The sequence below is a fragment of the Micromonospora sp. WMMA2032 genome (assembly GCF_002688545.1).
Taxonomy (GTDB): domain Bacteria; phylum Actinomycetota; class Actinomycetes; order Mycobacteriales; family Micromonosporaceae; genus Micromonospora; species Micromonospora sediminicola.
The window spans coordinates 2,011,945-2,028,563 of record NZ_CP024052.1 but is presented as its reverse complement, the minus strand read 5'-3'; the positions used below and the strand labels follow the sequence as shown (position 1 = coordinate 2,028,563).

14 protein-coding genes are annotated in these 16,619 nt (G+C 75.2%); 9 read left to right on the top strand and 5 right to left on the bottom strand.

The genetic code is table 11. The features are described 5' to 3' along the window. Positions 1 to 43 precede the first annotated feature (43 nt). From CO540_RS08800 to CO540_RS08780, 5 genes are read left to right on the top strand one after another with little or no spacing between them, the layout of a single operon-like run. Positions 44 to 307, top strand: a complete 264-nt coding sequence (locus CO540_RS08800) for a DUF6343 family protein (RefSeq protein WP_091578415.1) — start codon at positions 44 to 46, stop codon at positions 305 to 307. A 12-nt stretch (positions 308 to 319) separates the two neighbouring features. After that, positions 320 to 1,732, top strand: coding sequence for an NADP-dependent succinic semialdehyde dehydrogenase (locus tag CO540_RS08795; protein WP_099161640.1), 1,413 nt, complete (start codon positions 320 to 322; stop codon positions 1,730 to 1,732). A 41-nt stretch (positions 1,733 to 1,773) separates the two neighbouring features. Next, positions 1,774 to 2,739, top strand: coding sequence for a TIGR03885 family FMN-dependent LLM class oxidoreductase (locus tag CO540_RS08790; protein ID WP_099161639.1), 966 nt, complete (start codon positions 1,774 to 1,776; stop codon positions 2,737 to 2,739). A 37-nt stretch (positions 2,740 to 2,776) separates the two neighbouring features. Continuing rightward, entirely contained in the window at positions 2,777 to 4,357 is a 1,581-nt protein-coding gene (locus tag CO540_RS08785; RefSeq protein WP_099161638.1) for a Na+/H+ antiporter, read from the top strand. Beyond that, complete coding sequence (locus CO540_RS08780) at positions 4,354 to 4,611, top strand: UBP-type zinc finger domain-containing protein (protein WP_099161637.1); 258 nt, start codon at positions 4,354 to 4,356, stop codon at positions 4,609 to 4,611. The genes CO540_RS08785 and CO540_RS08780 overlap by 4 nt, the downstream gene beginning before the upstream one ends. Before the next feature lies 1 nt (position 4,612). On the opposite strand, the gene CO540_RS31185 is transcribed toward CO540_RS08780, so the two are convergent. Next, positions 4,613 to 6,388 (bottom strand): MFS transporter, encoded by a 1,776-nt coding sequence (locus CO540_RS31185; protein ID WP_305777695.1) that lies wholly within the window; start codon positions 6,386 to 6,388, stop codon positions 4,613 to 4,615. 670 nt (positions 6,389 to 7,058) lie between these two features. Between CO540_RS31185 and CO540_RS08760 the strand changes: the two genes are divergently transcribed. From CO540_RS08760 to CO540_RS08750, 3 genes are all read left to right on the top strand, one after another. Then, positions 7,059 to 7,571 (top strand): GNAT family N-acetyltransferase, encoded by a 513-nt coding sequence (locus CO540_RS08760; protein ID WP_099161635.1) that lies wholly within the window; start codon positions 7,059 to 7,061, stop codon positions 7,569 to 7,571. A gap of 65 nt (positions 7,572 to 7,636) precedes the next feature. Further along, positions 7,637 to 7,864: a hypothetical protein gene (locus tag CO540_RS08755; RefSeq protein ID WP_099161634.1), complete on the top strand. Its 228-nt coding sequence runs from the start codon at positions 7,637 to 7,639 to the stop codon at positions 7,862 to 7,864. Positions 7,865 to 7,903: 39 nt separating this feature from the next. Next, positions 7,904 to 8,431, top strand: coding sequence for a DinB family protein (locus CO540_RS08750; protein ID WP_099161633.1), 528 nt, complete (start codon positions 7,904 to 7,906; stop codon positions 8,429 to 8,431). A gap of 13 nt (positions 8,432 to 8,444) precedes the next feature. On the opposite strand, the gene CO540_RS08745 is transcribed toward CO540_RS08750, so the two are convergent. Both CO540_RS08745 and CO540_RS08740 read right to left on the bottom strand, forming a co-directional pair. Continuing rightward, the gene (locus tag CO540_RS08745) at positions 8,445 to 8,765 is read right to left on the bottom strand and encodes a multidrug efflux SMR transporter (protein ID WP_091578394.1); all 321 of its coding nucleotides are present in this window, start codon (positions 8,763 to 8,765) and stop codon (positions 8,445 to 8,447) included. Between the two features lie 76 nt (positions 8,766 to 8,841). Continuing rightward, entirely contained in the window at positions 8,842 to 11,448 is a 2,607-nt protein-coding gene (locus tag CO540_RS08740) for a glycoside hydrolase family 9 protein (protein WP_099161632.1), read from the bottom strand. 216 nt (positions 11,449 to 11,664) lie between these two features. Here CO540_RS08740 and CO540_RS08735 point away from each other — a divergent pair, with 216 nt between their 5' ends. After that, complete coding sequence (locus tag CO540_RS08735; protein WP_091578389.1) at positions 11,665 to 12,390, top strand: PP2C family serine/threonine-protein phosphatase; 726 nt, start codon at positions 11,665 to 11,667, stop codon at positions 12,388 to 12,390. 6 nt (positions 12,391 to 12,396) lie between these two features. Here CO540_RS08735 and hrpB read toward each other — a convergent pair whose 3' ends face one another. Both hrpB and CO540_RS08725 read right to left on the bottom strand, forming a co-directional pair. Further along, positions 12,397 to 14,982, bottom strand: a complete 2,586-nt coding sequence (gene hrpB / locus CO540_RS08730; protein WP_099161631.1) for an ATP-dependent helicase HrpB — start codon at positions 14,980 to 14,982, stop codon at positions 12,397 to 12,399. A 792-nt stretch (positions 14,983 to 15,774) separates the two neighbouring features. Beyond that, a complete protein-coding gene (locus tag CO540_RS08725; RefSeq protein ID WP_099161630.1) occupies positions 15,775 to 16,599 on the bottom strand; it encodes a SigB/SigF/SigG family RNA polymerase sigma factor in 825 nt (274 codons plus the stop codon). Between the last annotated feature and the right edge of the window lie 20 nt (positions 16,600 to 16,619).

Genomic DNA, 16,619 nt, shown 5'->3' with positions numbered 1-16,619 from the left:
GCCCCACCGGTTAACCCCGGCCGTGCCGGGGTAGCCGGGAGGAATGACCCGATCACAGCCCCGCCGCGCCCGTGGCACGGTCGGCCACGCGAACAGCGCGCTCAACCTGCGCCTGGTGCTGGCCCTGTTCGGTCTGGTGGTGATGGCCGTCTTCGCGGTGCTCGCGTTCGCCGCCGACGTGGCCTGGCTGGGCGTCGTCTGCGCGCTCCTCGCCGTGGTGGCCGTGGTCGACCTGGTCGTGATCCAGCGCCGCCGCGCCGCCCGCCGCCGGGAGGAGCCGGGCGTGCGGCACTCACTGTTCGAGTGACAGGAGTACGAGATGCCCATCGCCACCACCAATCCCGCCACCGGACAGGTGCTCAAGACGTACGACGCGATGTCGGACGAACAGATCGACGCCGCCATCGAGCGCGCCCACCTCGCGTACCGGCAGTTGCGGGACACCACGATCGCGCAGCGCGCCCGGTGGCTGCTGGCCGCCGCCGACCTGCTCGACGCCGAGCGGGACGAGACCGCCCGGCTGATGACCACCGAGATGGGCAAGACGTACGCCGCCGCGAAGGCGGAGGTGACCAAGTGCGCCACCGCCTGCCGCTTCTACGCCGAGAACGCGCCGAAGATGCTCGCCGACGAGCCGGCCGACGCCGCCGCGGTCAAGGCGAAGCGGGCGTACGTCCGCTACCAGCCGATCGGCCCGGTGCTCGCGGTGATGCCGTGGAACTTCCCGCTCTGGCAGGTGATGCGCTTCGCCGCGCCGGCCCTGATGGCCGGCAACACCGGCCTGCTCAAGCACGCCTCCAACGTGCCGCAGACCGCGCTCTACCTGGAGGACGTGTTCCGGCGGGCCGGGTTCCCCGAGGGCGCCTTCACCACCCTGCTGGTCGGCTCCGACGCGGTGGACCGGATCCTCAGCGACCCGCGGGTGCGCGCCGCCACGCTGACCGGCAGCGAGCCGGCCGGCCGGTCCATCGCCCAGATCGCCGGCCGGGAGATCAAGAAGACCGTGCTGGAGCTGGGCGGCAGCGACCCGTTCGTGGTGATGCCCTCGGCCGACCTGGACAAGGCGGCCGAGGTCGCCACCACCGCCCGCTGCCAGAACAACGGCCAGTCCTGCATCGCCGCCAAGCGGTTCATCGTGCACACCGACGTCTTCGACGCGTTCGCCGAGAAGTTCGCCGCCCGGATGGCGGCGCTACGGGTCGGCGACCCGATGGACGACGACACCGACGTCGGCCCGCTGGCCAGCGAGCGCGGCCGGGACGAGGTGCACGCGCAGGTGACCGACGCCGTCGACCAGGGCGCCACCGTGCTGTGCGGCGGCGAGAAGCCCGCCGGGGACGGCTGGTTCTACCCGCCGACCGTGGTCACCGACCTGCGCCCGGAGATGCGGATGTGGGGCGAGGAGGTGTTCGGGCCGGTGGCCGGCCTCTACCGGGTCGGCTCGTACGACGAGGCGATCGAGGTGGCCAACGGCACCAGCTTCGGCCTCGGCTCCAACGCCTGGACCACCGACCCGGCCGAACAGGAACGTTTCGCCGAGGACCTGGACGCGGGCAACGTCTTCATCAACGGCATGACCACGTCCTATCCGGAGCTGCCGTTCGGCGGCGTGAAGAACTCCGGCTACGGCCGCGAGCTGTCCGCCCTGGGCATGCGGGAGTTCTGCAACACCAAGACGGTCTGGATCGGCGAGGGGGAGGCCGGTGCGGGCGCCGGCGCGCACGCCGAGTAGCCACGGTTGGCCGGACGCCGTCATGGGTAGGAGTGCTGCCCATGACGGCGTTCGGCTTTCACGCATCCCACGAGCAGATCCACCCGGCGAAGCTGCTGGAGGCGGTGATCCACGCCGAGCGCGCCGGCTTCGACGCCGCGATGTGCTCCGACCACTTCTCGCCCTGGAGCGAGCGGCAGGGCCAGTCCGGCTTCGCCTGGTCCTGGCTCGGCGCCGCGCTGCAGGCCACGAACCTGTCGTTCGGCGTGGTCAACGCGCCGGGCCAGCGCTACCACCCGGCCATCATCGCGCAGGCCATCGGCACGCTCGGCGCCATGTACCCGGGCCGCTTCTGGGCCGCGCTGGGCACCGGTGAGGCCAGCAACGAGCACATCACCGGCGACGTGTGGCCGCGCAAGGAGCTGCGCAGCGCGCGGCTGCGCGAGTGCGTCGACGTGATCCGGGCGTTGCTGGCCGGCGAGGAGGTCAGCCACGACGGGCTGGTCACGGTGGACCGGGCGAAGCTGTGGACCCGGCCCGAGGAGCCGCCCGCGCTGGTCGGCGCCGCGGTCAGCGTCGCCACCGCCCGCTGGTGCGCCGAGTGGGCCGACGGCCTGATCACCGTCAACGCGCCGGTGGACCACCTGCGCCAGATGATCGACGCCTACCGGGACGCCGGCGGGCGCGGACCGCTGCACCTGCAGGTGCACGTCAGCTGGGCGCCCGAGCAGGCCGAGGCCGAGGCGATCGCGTACGAGCAGTGGCGCAGCAACGTCTTCGCCCCGCCGGTCTGCTGGGACCTGGAGACCGCCGAGCACTTCGACACCGTCAGCGCCGACGTGCCGATGGCGAAGGTCACCGAGACCGTCAACGTCTCCGCCGACCTGGGCCGGCACGTCGGCTGGCTGGAGGAGTACGTGGCGCTGGGCTTCGACCAGATCGCGCTGCACCACGTCGGGCAGGAGCAGCGGGCGTTCGTCGACGCGTTCGGCGCGGAGGTGCTGCCGAAGGTGCGCGGGGGCGCGTGATCACGGTCCGGCCGCCGGACGCCTAGGCTCTGACCCCATGGAAGCTCTGTTCGAGGTCGTGGTCTTCCTGGCGATCGCGACCTTCGGCGCGGCGCTGGCCCGGCGACTCGGGCTGCTCGCACCGATCCTGCTGGTCGTGCTCGGCCTCGCGCTGTCCTTCCTGCCGTTCGTCCCGCACGTGCGGCTGGACCCCGACCTGGTGCTGGTCGGCATCCTGCCGCCGCTGCTCTACGTGGCGGCGGTGAACACGTCGGTGCCGGCGTTCCGGCTCAACCTGCGGCCGATCCTGCTGCTCGCCGTCGGGCTGGTGATCTTCACCGCGTTCGTGGTGGGCACCGTGGTGCACCTGTTCCTGCCCGACCTGCCGTACGCGATCTGCCTGGCGCTCGGCGCGGTGGTGGCGCCGCCCGACGCGGTCGCCGCCACCGCGGTGGCCCGGCGGGTCGGCCTGCCCCGGCGGGTCGTCACCATCCTGGAGGGCGAGAGCCTGGTCAACGACGCCACCGCGCTGGTGCTGCTGCGGGTGGCGATCGTCGCCGCCACCGTGAGTGCCGGCGGGGTCAGCTTCGGCTACGTGGCCCGGGAGGTGGTGGTCGCCACCGGCGGCGGCGTCCTCGTCGGGCTGCTCGGCGTGGTCGTCTTCGGCTACCTGCACAAGCGCATCACCGACCCGGTCCTGGACAACGCGTTGTCGCTGATCATCCCGTTCGCGGTGGTGTTCGCCGCCGAGGAGATCCACGCCTCCGGCGTGGTCGCGGTGGTGGTCACCGGCCTGGGCATCGGGCACAAGCTGCCGCTGCTCATGTCGGCCGCCTCGCGGCTCCAGGTGACCGCGTTCTGGCGGCTGATCCAGTTCCTGCTGGAGGGGCTGGTGTTCCTGCTGGTCGGCCTGCAACTGCCCGAGGTGCTGCGCGACCTCGACGAGCCGGTCGGCTCGCTGGCGGCGATCACCGTCGCGGTGCTGGCGGCCGTGTTCCTGGCCCGGTTCGTCTGGGTCTTCCCGGCCACCTACCTGGCCCGGCTGGTGCCCCGGGTACGGCGGCGCGACCCGGCGCCCCCGGTGCAGTTCCCGATCGTCATCGGCTGGGCCGGCATGCGCGGCGTGGTGACGCTGGCCGCCGCGCTGGGCCTGCCGCTCACCCTCGCCGACGACCGGCCCTATCCGCGGGCGCTGTTGATCTGGCTGGCGTTCGCGGTGATCGTGGTCACCCTGGTCGGCCAGGGTGCCACGCTGCCGTGGCTGGCCCGGCGGCTGCGGCTGCCGCCGGACGATCCGGTGCAGGACGCGCTGTCCGCCGCCGGGGTGCAGCAGCAGGCCAGCCGGGCGGCCCGGGAACGGCTGGACGCGCTGGCCGGGGGCGCGCCGGAGGCCGTGGTGGAACGCCTGCGCGGGCTGACCACGTCCCGCGCCAACGTGGCCTGGGAACGGCTCGGCGGCACCGAGCGGGAGACCCCCTCCCAGGCGTACGCGCGGCTGCGACAGGAGATGATCGACGCCGAGCGGGAGGTGTTCCGCGCCGCCCGCGACTCCGGCCGGATCCCGGAGGAGGTGCTCACCCGCGCCTATCGTGATCTGGATCTGGAAGAGTCCCTGCTGCGACAGGAGGTCGACGAATGAGCTGCCAGCACCTGGCCGAGCCGGGCGGGGCCGAGCCGAGCACCACCAGCGAGTGCCCCGACTGCGTCGCCATCGGCAACGACGACTGGGTGCACCTGCGGGCCTGCCTGAGTTGCGGGCACGTGGGTTGCTGCGACTCGTCGCCCTACCAGCACGCCACGAAGCACTTCGAGAGCAGCGGGCACCCGGTGATGCGGTCGGTGCAGCCGGGCGAGTCGTGGCGCTGGTGCTTCGTCGACGAGGAGATCGGCTGACTCAGCCGACCCGGCGGGCCAGCACCTGCCCGGGCCACGGCGCCCGCCCCGGCCGCTCGACGGTGAACGGGTCGGTGGCGGTGAAGCCGCATCCCTCGTAGAAGCGCACCAGTGCCCGGTCCGGGCTCCGGAAGCAGTCCACCCGCAGCAGGCCGACGCCGCGGTCGCGGGCCAGCTCCGCCGCGTGCGCCAGCAGCCGCGCCCCGACCCCGCGACCGGCGTACGCCCGGTCGGTGACCAGCAGGTTCACGTACAGCTCCGGCTCGGTGGGCGGCGGCACGTACTCCGTCGCCGCGCCGACCACCAGCGCGCCCACGACCGTCCCGTCGATCTCGGCGAGGTGCAGGCCGCCCGCACCGGCCCACGCGGCGGCCTGGTCGATCCGGCGGGGGTCGGCCGAGGCCGGCGTGGTGCCCCACTGGTCGGTGCGGCCCCGCTCCACCAGCCATGCGGTGGCGCTGTCGAGCAGGCGCAGCACGGTGGGGGCGTCGTCCGGCCCGCCGGGACGGATGGTGATGTTCCGCTGGTCGGTCATCCCGCCATGCTGCTGCACGGGTGCGACCGGCTGCCCGGCGGCGGCCGGCTCCCCGGTGGGCGCCGGCCGGCTCGCCACCGCGCGCCGGGCCAGCGCCGGGGCGGTCAGCCCGACGGCCGCGAACAGCGCGCCGAGCACCAGCCAGCCCACCGCCCCGCCGCCCAGCACGAGCAGCGTGAGCAGGCCCCGGCCGAGTGCCTGGGCCAGCCCGGCGACCAGCCCGTCCGCGCCCTGGTAGGCGCCGATCGCGTGCGGCGGGGCCAGGTCGTAGGCGAGCCCGGCGCCGGCCGAGGCGTGCCACAGGTCGCCCACCGTCCACACGGCGGTGGCCACCAGCAGCACCCCGACCGCCGGCAGCACCGGCAGGCCGGCGGTCGCCGCGTAGAGCGGGGTGGCCGAGGCCAGCACCAGCCCGGCCCGGCGCAGCTTGCGCGCGGCCGGCGCGGCGGTCTCCGCGCCGCCGCTGAGCCGCACCGCCAGCAGCACGGTTAGCACCGTGTTGACGAGCAGCACCGCCGACACCACCGGGGGCGGCGCGCCGGCCTGGCCGACCGTCCACAGCGGCACGACCAGCGTGAGCACGGTCAGGTGTGTACCGAGCACCGCCGACGTGCCGCTCACCGCGAGGAAGCGGCCGTCCCGCAACGGCCCGCCGCGCCGGATCGACCCGGCCGCCCGCCGCGCGCCGCCGGCACGTGCCGCCTGCCGTGGCACCCGCAGCAGCAGCGCCGCCGAGAGCAGATAGGTGGCGACGTTGCCGACCACCAGGACCTGGTACGCCCGGTGCGTGTCCACGGCCAGCGCGATCCCGGCCAGCGCGGTGCCGGCGGTGGTGCCCAGGTTGGCCACCGCGCGCAGCGTGGCGAAGGCGTGCACCCGTCCGGTCGGGCCGCCGACGGCGGCGACGAGCGCCGCCCGCACCGCCAGGTTCCCGGCGGACAGCAGCGCCTCCGGCACCGCCACCACCAGGAACATCGCAAGCGAGTCGACCAGCAGGTACGCGGCCGCGGCGAACGCCTGGCAGACCTGGAGCGCGGCCCGCAGCGTACGCGGGTCCCAGCGGTCCGCCAGGCCGCCCAGCGGCACGCTGGCGGTCAGGCCGACCAGCCCGGCGACGGTCAGCCCCGCACCCACCGACGTCGGGGAGAGCCCCACGTCCCGGGTCAGGTAGAGCGCCCCGCCGGCCAGCCACAGCCCGGTGCCGACCGTGTTGGCCAGCGTGGCGAGCGCGAGAGTGCGCAACGGCCCGGGCGGGGGGAGTGGCGAGACGCGTCCCATCAGTGCCCGAGGGGCGCTGCCGCGCAGGATTCGGTGGCCGGATGGCGTCGACTGCGGGTCATGGGCCCGACGCTAGACACGAAGACGCGGCGTCGGAGTCCCGCCCGAGGCGAGGTCGGTCACACCGTGCGCGTGGTCGTCGGCCGCCGTCGGAACGCCCGGTGTCTCCAAGCCGCGACGCACCCATGGCGTTCCACCCACGGCGTTGCGGGGCGGTGGGTGGAACGCCATGGGTGTGTCCCGGGCGGTGGTGCACCCATGGCGTTCCACCGACGGCGTTGGCGGGCGGTGGGTGGAGCGCGGTGGGTGTGTGCCGGGCCGTGGTAGCACCTATGGCGTTCACCGACGGCGTTGGCGGGCAGTGGGTGGACGCCGCGTCGCGGCAGGACGACGATGCCCCGGAGTGCGATATACCGCTGAGTCATAAATATGACCAGGCGGTATATCGCACGACAATCATCGCTGCCCGCTGCCCGCTGCCCGCTGCCCGCTGCCCGCTGCCCGCTGCCCGGCCGGCTCCGGAGAGGTCCGTGGTGTGCCGGTGCGCAGGTCGCGCTCGGGCCGTAGCGCGGCACGATGGCATGTCCGGAGAAATCTGGTCGCCTCGGCCGGCCCGCTCTGCCAGGGTCGGCCCGTGGACGTGAGCAGGACCGCCCGGGCCGACGAGCTGGCCGAGGTGCAACGGATCGAGGTGGCCTCGGGCGCACCGTTCCGGGAGATCGGCATGACCCGGGTGGCCGACATGCCGCCGCTGCCGCTGGACGCGCTCGCCGCGGGGCAACGCGCCGGCCGGCTGCGGGTCGCGGTCGACGCAGCGGACCGCCCGGTCGCGTTCGCGCTGGTCGACCTCGTCGACGGCGCGGCGCACGTGCAGCAGCTCAGCGTCGACCCGGCCTACGCCCGGCGCGGGATCGGCCGCGGCCTGCTCGACGACGTGGCGCGGCGGGCGGCGGCGGAGCGGCTGCCAGCGTTGACGCTGACCACGTTCCGGTCGGTGCCGTGGAACGGGCCGTACTACGCGCGCTGCGGATTCCGCGAGCTGGACGCCTCCGCACTGACGCCGGGGCTGGTCGCGCTGCTGCTCGCCGAGGCGGCGCTCGGGCTCGATCCGGTCGACCGCGTCGCGATGCGCCGAACGGTCGGCTGACCCGGTGGCCGCCACCGTCCGGAGCGGGGTGGCGGGACCCACGCGCGACACGGTTTCCTGATCGGGTGGGACGACGACTGCTCGCCGGCGCGCTTACCGGTCGGCGCCGGTGGCGCAGGAGCGGGCCGGACGCCGAGTGTCGCCGGCCGGCCTGGCAGGCCGCGCTGCGCGCCGTCGCGCCCGAGCTGGCGGAGTTCGAGCGGAGCCGACGGACCGACCTGGCGGCGGTCGCCCGCCAGTGGGACGACATGGTCCGGCGGGCCGCCGCCCACCCCGAGTTCCCGGCCGGTTAACCGGTCGACCGGTGCCCCCGGCCGCGCCACCATCGCCCGGTGTCCGTCCCCACCGATCCGGCCCTGCCGCGCTGGCAGTTCGACCTGACCTGGGCGCTTGTCGAATACCACCTCGACCGGCTCGACCCGGCGGACTTCCTCTGGGAGCCGGGTCCGCTGTGCTGGACGATGCGGGCCGACCCGGCCGGTGGCTGGCGTCCGGACTGGGCCGACACCGAGCCGGATCCGGTGCCCGTCCCGACCATCGCCTGGCTCACCTGGCACATCGGCTGGTGGTGGTCGGTGGCGGCCGATCACCTGCGGCAGCGACCGCCGCGGGAGCGCGCGGACGTGCGGTGGCCGGGGCCCGGCGCGGAGACGGTCTCCTGGCTGGGCGGGCTGCGGGCGGAGTGGGCGGACATCCTCGACGGCCTCACCGAGGTCGACCTGGCCCGCCCGTCCGCGTACCCCTGGCCGGGCGACGCCGGACTCACGGTGGCGCACCTGGTGGCCTGGGTCAACGTCGAGCTGATGAAGAACGCCGCCGAGATCGGCCAGCTCCGGCTGCTGCGCGCGGCCGGAGGTTGAACCCGGCCCGCACCTAGTGCGCGCCGCCGAGGTTGAGCACCACCACGCCGGCGATGACCAGACCGGCCCCCACCACCTTCGTCACGCTGAGCGGCTCGCCCAGGAACGCCGCCCCGACCGCCATGATCGCGGCGGTGCCCAGTCCGGACCAGATCGCGTACGCCACGCCGACCGGGACGTCCCGGACCACGAGGGCGAGCAGCCCGAACGCGGCCAGGTAGCAGGCCACCAGGCCGACCGTGGGCCAGAGTCGGGTGAACCCGTCGCTCGCCTTCAGCAGGCTGGTGCCGACCACCTCGGCCGTGATCGCCAGCGCCAGGAGCAGATACGCCATGTCGGGACCGTACCCGGCGGTTCGCCGACCGTGCGGTGGTGACGCCGGGCCGGCCCCACCACCGCACGAGCGTCGGTCAGGAGACGGTGCAGGCCTTCCCGTTCAGGGTGACCAGCGTGGGGTCGGGGTTGGGGGTCGCGGAACCCGTGCCGTTCAGGCCGAACGTGGTGGACGCCCCGGGCGCGAGCTTCCTGTTCCACGACAGGTTCTTCGCGGTGACCGTGGCGCCGGTCTGGGCGACCTCCGCCGACCAGGCGTGGTTGACCTTCTGGCCGCCGGTGAAGGCCCACCGCAGCGTCCACCCGTTCACCGCCGTCGTGCCGGTGTTGCGCACCGTCACCTGGGTGGTGAAGCCGGACGGCCAACTGCCGTGGGTGGTGTAGGTGACCGCGCAGGTGGGCGCCGGCACGGCCGAGGCGTCACCCTGGTCCGCCAGGAACGACGCGAGCCAGGCCAGCGCCGAGTTCCAGTTGATCGCCACCTCGTTGGTCGCGTACGAGTTGATGTCGTCGACGTAGCAGAACATGGGCGCGCACCCGGCGAGCAGGTTCGCCGCGTACGGGTCCTGGAGGGCGGCGTTCGGGCCGCCGGCGAGCGAGCCGGCCGGCGGGTTCGGCAGGTCCGGGTTCAGCTGGTGGGCGAAGATCCGGCTGTGCTGGTTGTGCGCGTTCTGCTCACCCCAACCGGTCACGTAGGACATGTTCAGCGCGTTGCGGCCGAACAGGTAGTCGGCGCTCTGCACCGCGCCGTCCCGGTACTTCGCGTCCCGGCTCAGGTCGAACGCGGTGGCCAGCACGATCGCGTTGTTCACCACGTTGCTGTTGCTGCCCCAGACGTACGCGTCGGCGGTGCCGGGCATCGGCAGCCCGTACGCCTGGTCGTCGAGCGCGGCCAGGTAGCGGTCCGCGGCGGCGGTCACCGAGGCGCGGATCCGGGTCTTCTCGGCGGCCGGCAGCGTGTTCGGCACGGTGGCCAGGTCGAGCCGGCCCAGGGCGGCCACGCTCTGCCAGCCGAACGCGCCGTTCGGGGTGAAGACGTCGGCGGTGTGCAGCGGCGAGGCGGTGACGTCGGCCAGGTACGCCTTGTCGCCGGTGCTCAGCCACAGCTCGACCGCAGCCCAGTAGAACTCGTCGGTGACGTTCGTGTCGTCGTACGCGCCGCCGCCGGTGCCGTCGCTGGCCGACGCGTAGATCGCCGGGTGCGCCTTCGCCGCCGCGTACGCGGTCTTCGCGGCCGTGGCGCAGCGGGCCGCGTAGGCGGCGTCGTACGGGGCGAACAGCCGCGCGCACTGCGCGGCCACGGCGGCCAGGTTGAGCGTGGCGGCGGTGGACGGCGGGTGCAGCTCGCGCGGCTGCGGGTCGTCCTGCGGGGCCAGCGGCAGGCCGGTCCAGTTCTTGTCGTGGATCTTGTGGTGCACCATCCCGGCCAGCGGCTCACCCGTCGGCACCTGCATGCGCAGCAGGAAGTCCAGCTCCCAGCGGGCCTCGTCGAGCACGTCGGGCACGGCGTTGCCGCGCTCGGGCACCCGCAGCGTGGCGTCACCGAGGGCCGCGCCGCCGTCGGCGGTCTCCGCGGTCTTGGTCCGCTCGAACGCGTTGAGCAGCTGGTAGGTGGCGATGCCGCCGTTGACCACGTACTTGCCGTGGTCGCCGGCGTCGTACCAGCCGCCGCGCACGTCCAGCGTGTAGTCGCAGACGCCGGGCTGGCAGGGCACGTCGGTGTCGCCCTGGTTGGGCGCGACGTCGAGGTGGCCGGCGGGGCGGGCGTACTCGGCGCCGATCAGGTCGCCGTCGATCGCGATGCCGCTGCGCTGGGCGTAGAAGAACTGGAGCGAGTCGGCGCGCAGCCGGTCGTAGAGCGTGCCGGAGATGTCGAACGGGTGGCTGGTCTCGCCGTCGACGGTGAGCGTGTAGCCGGTGCCCGGCGTGCGGTACGCCGAGAAGTCGACGGTCTGCACGTTCTGCGCCGAGGCGGCGTCGGTGCCACGCGGCGTGGTCTCGCCGCTGGCGACCACCGCACCGGCGGCCGACTTCAGCTGCCAGGGCAGCGCCCCGGCGGCCTCGGTGACCACGGTGGCGTGCTTCGGCCCGCCGGGCAGGTAGCCGACCTGGTTCACCCGGACCCGCGGCCCGGTGTCCGGCTCGTACGGCGGGGCCGCCTCGCCGCCGCGCAGCGACACGTTGTCGAGGCAGAACGTCTGCGCCTGCGCGCTGCCGCCGATCTGGAAGATGAGCTGGGCGCCGACGTTGTCGGCGGGGGAGGTGAAGGTGGTGGTGACGTGCCGCGCGGTGCCGGTGGCGGTGGCGTCGACGCTGGCGTACGTGGTGTAGGGGGCGCTGCCCAGCTGGAGCACCGCCTTGACGGCCGCGCCGGGGGTCGCGGAGACGTCGAAGGACAGCTCGTACTCGGCGCCGGAGATCAGCGGCACCGCGTCCTGGCCGATGCCGGCGTCCCAGGGGTTGGCCGTGCCGGCGGCGACGGTGGTGCAGAGCCGGCCGTCGGTGACCGCCAGGTCGCCGGTGCCGTAGGAGAACCAGGGGGACACGCCGGCGCTGAAGTCGCCGTTGCGCAGTTGTTCGGGGGCGTCCGGCGGCACCTCGGCGGAGGCCGGGCCGGCGGTGGCGGCGAGCGCCAGGGTGGTGGCCGCGGCGAGCGCGACCAGCCGACGACGGGATCGGGTCACGGAGGGTTCCTTCCGTGCTCGGGGGTGGTGGAGGAGAGCACGGGAGCTGGGAGCGCTCCCACTATCAGGGCGATGTTTCCATCGCGTTCCGCCTCTGTCAATCGATCCGACCCGATGGCCCGCGTGCGCCCGTGCGCAGGAGGGTCCACCGCGCCACGTACGATGGTGGTGATCTCCTAGAGACAACCGAGCCCTCGACCTGGCAGGCTGCGACCCATGACCCTGAAGCTTCGTTCCGTCGGAGCGAGCGACCGTGGGCTGATCCGCAGCGGCAACCAGGACGCGCAGCACGCGGGCGCCTGGCTGGTCGCGGTCGCCGACGGCATGGGCGGCATGGCGGCCGGCGACCTGGCCAGCCGCATCGCGATCGACGCGATCGCCCCGCTGGACGTGGAGACGCCGGAGGACGCGCTGGTCGCCGCGCTCCAGGGGGCCATCGAACGGGCCACCGAGGGGATCCGCCGGGCCGTCGAGGAGGACCCGGAGCGCCAGGGCATGGGCACCACGCTGACCGCGCTGCTGTTCGCCCGCACCGGTAGCTGCCTGGCGCTGGCGCACGTCGGCGACTCCCGGGCCTACCTGTTCCGCGAGGGCGTGCTCAAGCAGGTCACCCGCGACGACACGTTCGTGCAGATGCTCGTCGACCAGGGTGTGATCACCGCCGAGCAGGCGAGCAGCCACCCCCGGCGCGCCGTGGTGACCCAGGCGTTGCAGGGCGACCAGGTCTCCCCGACGTACGCGACCATGGTGCCCCGGGCCGGCGACCGGTGGCTGCTGTGCAGCGACGGCCTCTCCAACGTGGTCCGCGCCGACACGCTCACCGAGGTGCTCGGCGAGGGCCTGGACCGGGACGCCTGCGCGGCCCGGCTCATCGACCTCGCGCTGCGCGCCGGCGGCCCGGACAACATCACCGTGGTGATCGCCGACGTCGTCGAGGAGTGACCGCGCCTAGCGCCGGCGCGGGCTGGCCCGCCGGGTCGGCTCCGCCGTCGTCGGGTCCTCCGGCCACGGGTGACGCGGGTAGCGCCCGCGCAGTTCCGCCCGCACCTGCGGGTACCCGGTCCGCCAGAACGAGGCCAGGTCCGCGGTGACCGCCACCGGCCGCCCGGCGGGGGAGAGCAGGTGCAGCAGCACCGGCACCCGGCCGTCGGCGATCCGGGGGGCGTCCCGCCAGCCGAACGTCTCCTGCAGCTTCACCGCCAGCACCGGGGCGGCCGGGTCGGTGTAGTCGACCCGGATCCGCGAGCCGCTGGGCACCGGCAGCCGTTCCGGCGCCAGCTCGTCCAGCCGGGCCGCCTGCCGCCAGTCGAGCAGCCGACGCAGCGCCCCCGCCACGTCGACCCGCACGAGGTCGCCCCGGCGGCGGACCCGGCCCAGTTCCGGCCCGAGCCAGAGCGGCGCGGCGTCGAGCAGCGCGACGTCGGAGACGTCCGGCCAGTCGTCGCCGAGCGCCGACCGGCAGAAGGCCAGCCGGCGGCGCAGCGCCGTCGCCTCCGGCGACCAGCCGAGCAGGCCGAGGCCCTCCTGGCGCAGGCCGTCGCGCACCGCCGCGGCGACCAGCTCCGGGTCCGGCGCGGTCAACGGCCGGTCGACCAGCTCGACGGCGCCGAGGCGGACCACCTCCCGGGCCACCACGTCCCCGGCGGACCAGACGACCTCCCGGTCGGTGCGCAGCAGCCCCGCGCCGGCCTCCCGCGCGGTCGCCTCGTCGATCGGCGCGGCCAGCCGCACCCGCGCGGCCGGCGCGCCGGGGGAGCGGTCGGCCACCGCGACGGCGAGCCACGACGATCCGGTCAGCCCCGACCCGGCCGCCAGCTCCGCGGCGGTCCCGCCGGCCATCAGGTACGCGGTCCCGCCGGCCCGCCGCGCCCGGGCCAGCCGTTCCGGGTACGCCAGACCGGCCAGCAGCCCCGCGGCCAGATCGTCGGGCAGTCGCTCCGGCCCTGGCGACCCGCCGCCGGGCGACGCGGCACGAAGCGGGCGCTCCGGTCGTCGCGACCCCGTGGTGCGGGGCGCGGGTTCCGGACCGCCCGCGGGCAGGGCGGCGCGCAGCCGGCGTACCTCGATCCGCCAGCGGGCGGTGGCGGCCGGGTCCGCGCCGGCGCGCAGTCGGCGCCACCGGGCCGGCAGGTCGTCCCCCGCGCCGCCCAGCGTCTCCTCGGCGAGCACCGCCACCACCTCGGCGGCCCGGTCCGCGCCGACCCGGGGCGCACCGTCCAGCAGCGCCCGCGCCAGCCGGGGATGGGTGCCGACCGCCGCGACCGCCCGGCCCCGCGCGGTGATCCGGCCGTCGGCGTCCACCGCGCCGAGCGTGGCCAGCGTCTCCCGGGCCACGGTGAGCGCGGCCGGCGGCGGGGGATCGGGCAGCGCCAGACCGGTGCCGTCCGGCGCGCCCCAGGCCGCCAGCTCCAGCGCGAACCCGGTCAGGTCGGCGGTGGCGATCTCCGGCTCCGGCTGCGGGGCGAGCCGGGCGTGCGTCGCCTCCGACCAGCAGCGGTAGACCGCGCCCGGCGCCTCCCGCCCGGCCCGTCCGGCGCGCTGGGTGGCGGCCGCCCGGGACACCGGCACGGTGACCAGCGCGCCCAGCCCACGGGCCAGATCGGTGCGGGGCACCCGGCTCAGCCCGGCGTCCACCACCACCCGTACCCCGGGCACGGTCAGGCTGCTCTCCGCCACCGCGGTGGACAGCACCACCCGGCGGCGGCCCGGGGCCGGGGCGAGCGCGGCGTCCTGGGCGGATCCGGGCAGCCGGCCGTGCAGCGGCAGGACGACGGTGTCGGGCAGGCCACCCAGCCGGCCCGCGACCGCCGCGATCTCGCCCGCGCCGGGCAGGAAGACCAGCACGTCGCCGTCCCGCTCGCGTAACGCCCGGCGGACCGTGGCGGCCACGTGGTCCAGCAGCATCGGGTCCACCCGGCCGGCGCCGGGCGGGGTCACCGGACGCGGCGGCGGCGCCCAGACCCGTTCCACCGGGTGCAGCGCGGCCTGCGCCCGCACCACGGGCGCGGGGGCGTCCCCGCCGAGCAGTGCCGCGAACCGGTCGGCCCGCGGCGTCGCCGACATCGCGAGGAGCCAGAGGTCGGGGCGGAGCGTGGCCCGGGCCTCCACGGTGAACGCCAGCGCCAGGTCGGCGTCGAGCTGCCGCTCGTGGCACTCGTCGAGCAGCACCGCGCCCACCCCCGGCAGCTCCGGGTCGTGGTGGAGCCGGCGCACCAGCAGGCCGGTGGTGACGACCTCGACCCGGGTACGCGGCCCGCCCCGGCGCTCGCCGCGCACGGCGTAGCCGATCCGGTCGCCGACCCGCTCGCCGAGCAGCGCGGCCATCCGGTGCGCGGCGGCGCGCGCGGCCACCCGCCGGGGTTGCGCGATCACCACCCGACCGGCGACCGCGTCCGCGACCGCGAGCGGCGCGGTGGTGGTCTTGCCGGTGCCCGGCGGCGCGACCAGGATGCCGGCGCCCCGCTCCCGCAGCGCTTCGACCAACGCCGGCAGCACCGGTCGGACCGGCAGGTCGAGCGGTACGTCGGCGAGCACGGCCCCACTCTCGCACCCCGCCGCCGGAGGACCCGCGCTGCCCCGCCCGGCACCGGCCCCGGCTCGCTCGTGCCTTGCGTTCCGGCCGCGCACTCTCATGCCGCTGCCGCTGCCGCTGCCGCTGCCGCTGCCGCTGCCGCTGCCGGTCGCCCGTCCTCGTTTGACGATCGGGCCGGCGCGGAACGGTGCTCGCGTGCCTGTCAGCCTGATCGCAACGCGACTCGGTCAGCGGCGAACGGCCACCCTGGGTGAGGTAGACGCCTGTCGCCCCAGCGGTTTCTCGAGCGTCCCGGCTGGGGCGTTCCGCGCCGGGCGTCCCGCATCGTGGGCGTGTCGCCGTCGAGGCGATGATTGCGCCGAGTGCGATATACCTCAGCGGTATAGTTATGACCAGGCGGTATATCGCCTGTCACGGGGCATGCTTGTCCGGCCGTCCGGCCGGCCGGTCGGCGGCTGGTCGGCCGGTCGGCGGCTGGTTGAAGTCCGTCGCGTCGGGCCTTGCCCGCACCCGCGTCTGTGCGCGTCCCGGTGCCCGTGCGTGCCCGCCCGTGCGTGCCCCCCGGGTGCGCGTGCCCGCCCGTGCCTGGCCCCCGGGTTGGGCATGCCCGCCCGTGCGTCCCCCGCCGGTATGCGTGTCGGCCTGGGGGCGTGCGCGTCCATGCGCGGCGTCGGGCGAACAGCGGGCCGGCCGGATCGCCCCGGTGCCGGACGCGGAACGGCCCGGCCGGCGCACCGCCGACCGGGCCGGGTGGCTCGCGACGCCGGGCCCGCCGACCCGGCCGCCGCCACCCCCTAGTACGTTCCGTCGAGCTGCCCGCGCAGCTTGGTCAGCGCCCGGGCCAGCAGCCGGGACACGTGCATCTGCGAGACGCCGATCTGCTCGGCGATCTGCGACTGGGTCAGGTTGCCGTAGAAGCGCAGCGTGAGGATCTTCTGCTCGCGCTGGTCGAGGGTGGCCAACGCCGGGCCGAGAGCGACCCGCATCTCGGCCAGCTCGAACTCGCCGTCCTCGCCGCCGAGCAGGTCGCCCAGCTCGGTGGCGCGCTCGCCGTCCCCGGTCGGGGTGGACAGCGACACCGCGTTGTAGGCGCGGGCGCCCTCCAGGCCCTCCAGCACCTCTTCCTCGGTGAGCTTGAGGTGGGCGGCGATGTCGGCGACCGTCGGCGAGCGGCCGAGGGTCTGCAGCAGCGTGCTGTTGGCGTCGGAGATCGCCAGCCGCAGCTCCTGGAGCCGGCGCGGCACCCGGATGTCCCAGGTGCGGTCGCGGAAGTGCCGCTTCAGCTCGCCGATGATGGTCGGGATGGCGTAACCGGCGAAGTCGACGCCGCGGGACGGGTCGAACTTGTCGATCGCCTTGATCAGGCCGATCGCGGCGGTCTGCGCCAGGTCGTCGTTGGGCTCGCCCCGCCCGCTGTAGCGGTGGGCGAGGTGGTTGGCCAGCGGCAGCCAGGCCTCGATGGCGCGGTCGCGCAGGGCCGGTCGCGACGGGTGGTTCGCGGGCAGCGCGGCCATCGCGGCGAGCAGGTCGGCGGCGCTGTCGGTGAGCGCACGGGGGTCGAGCTTCGCGGAGCCGGCCGGCGCGGATGTCGCCGGAGCACTGATCGTGTGGGCGGTCATGGTGGTCCTCCCTGCACCTC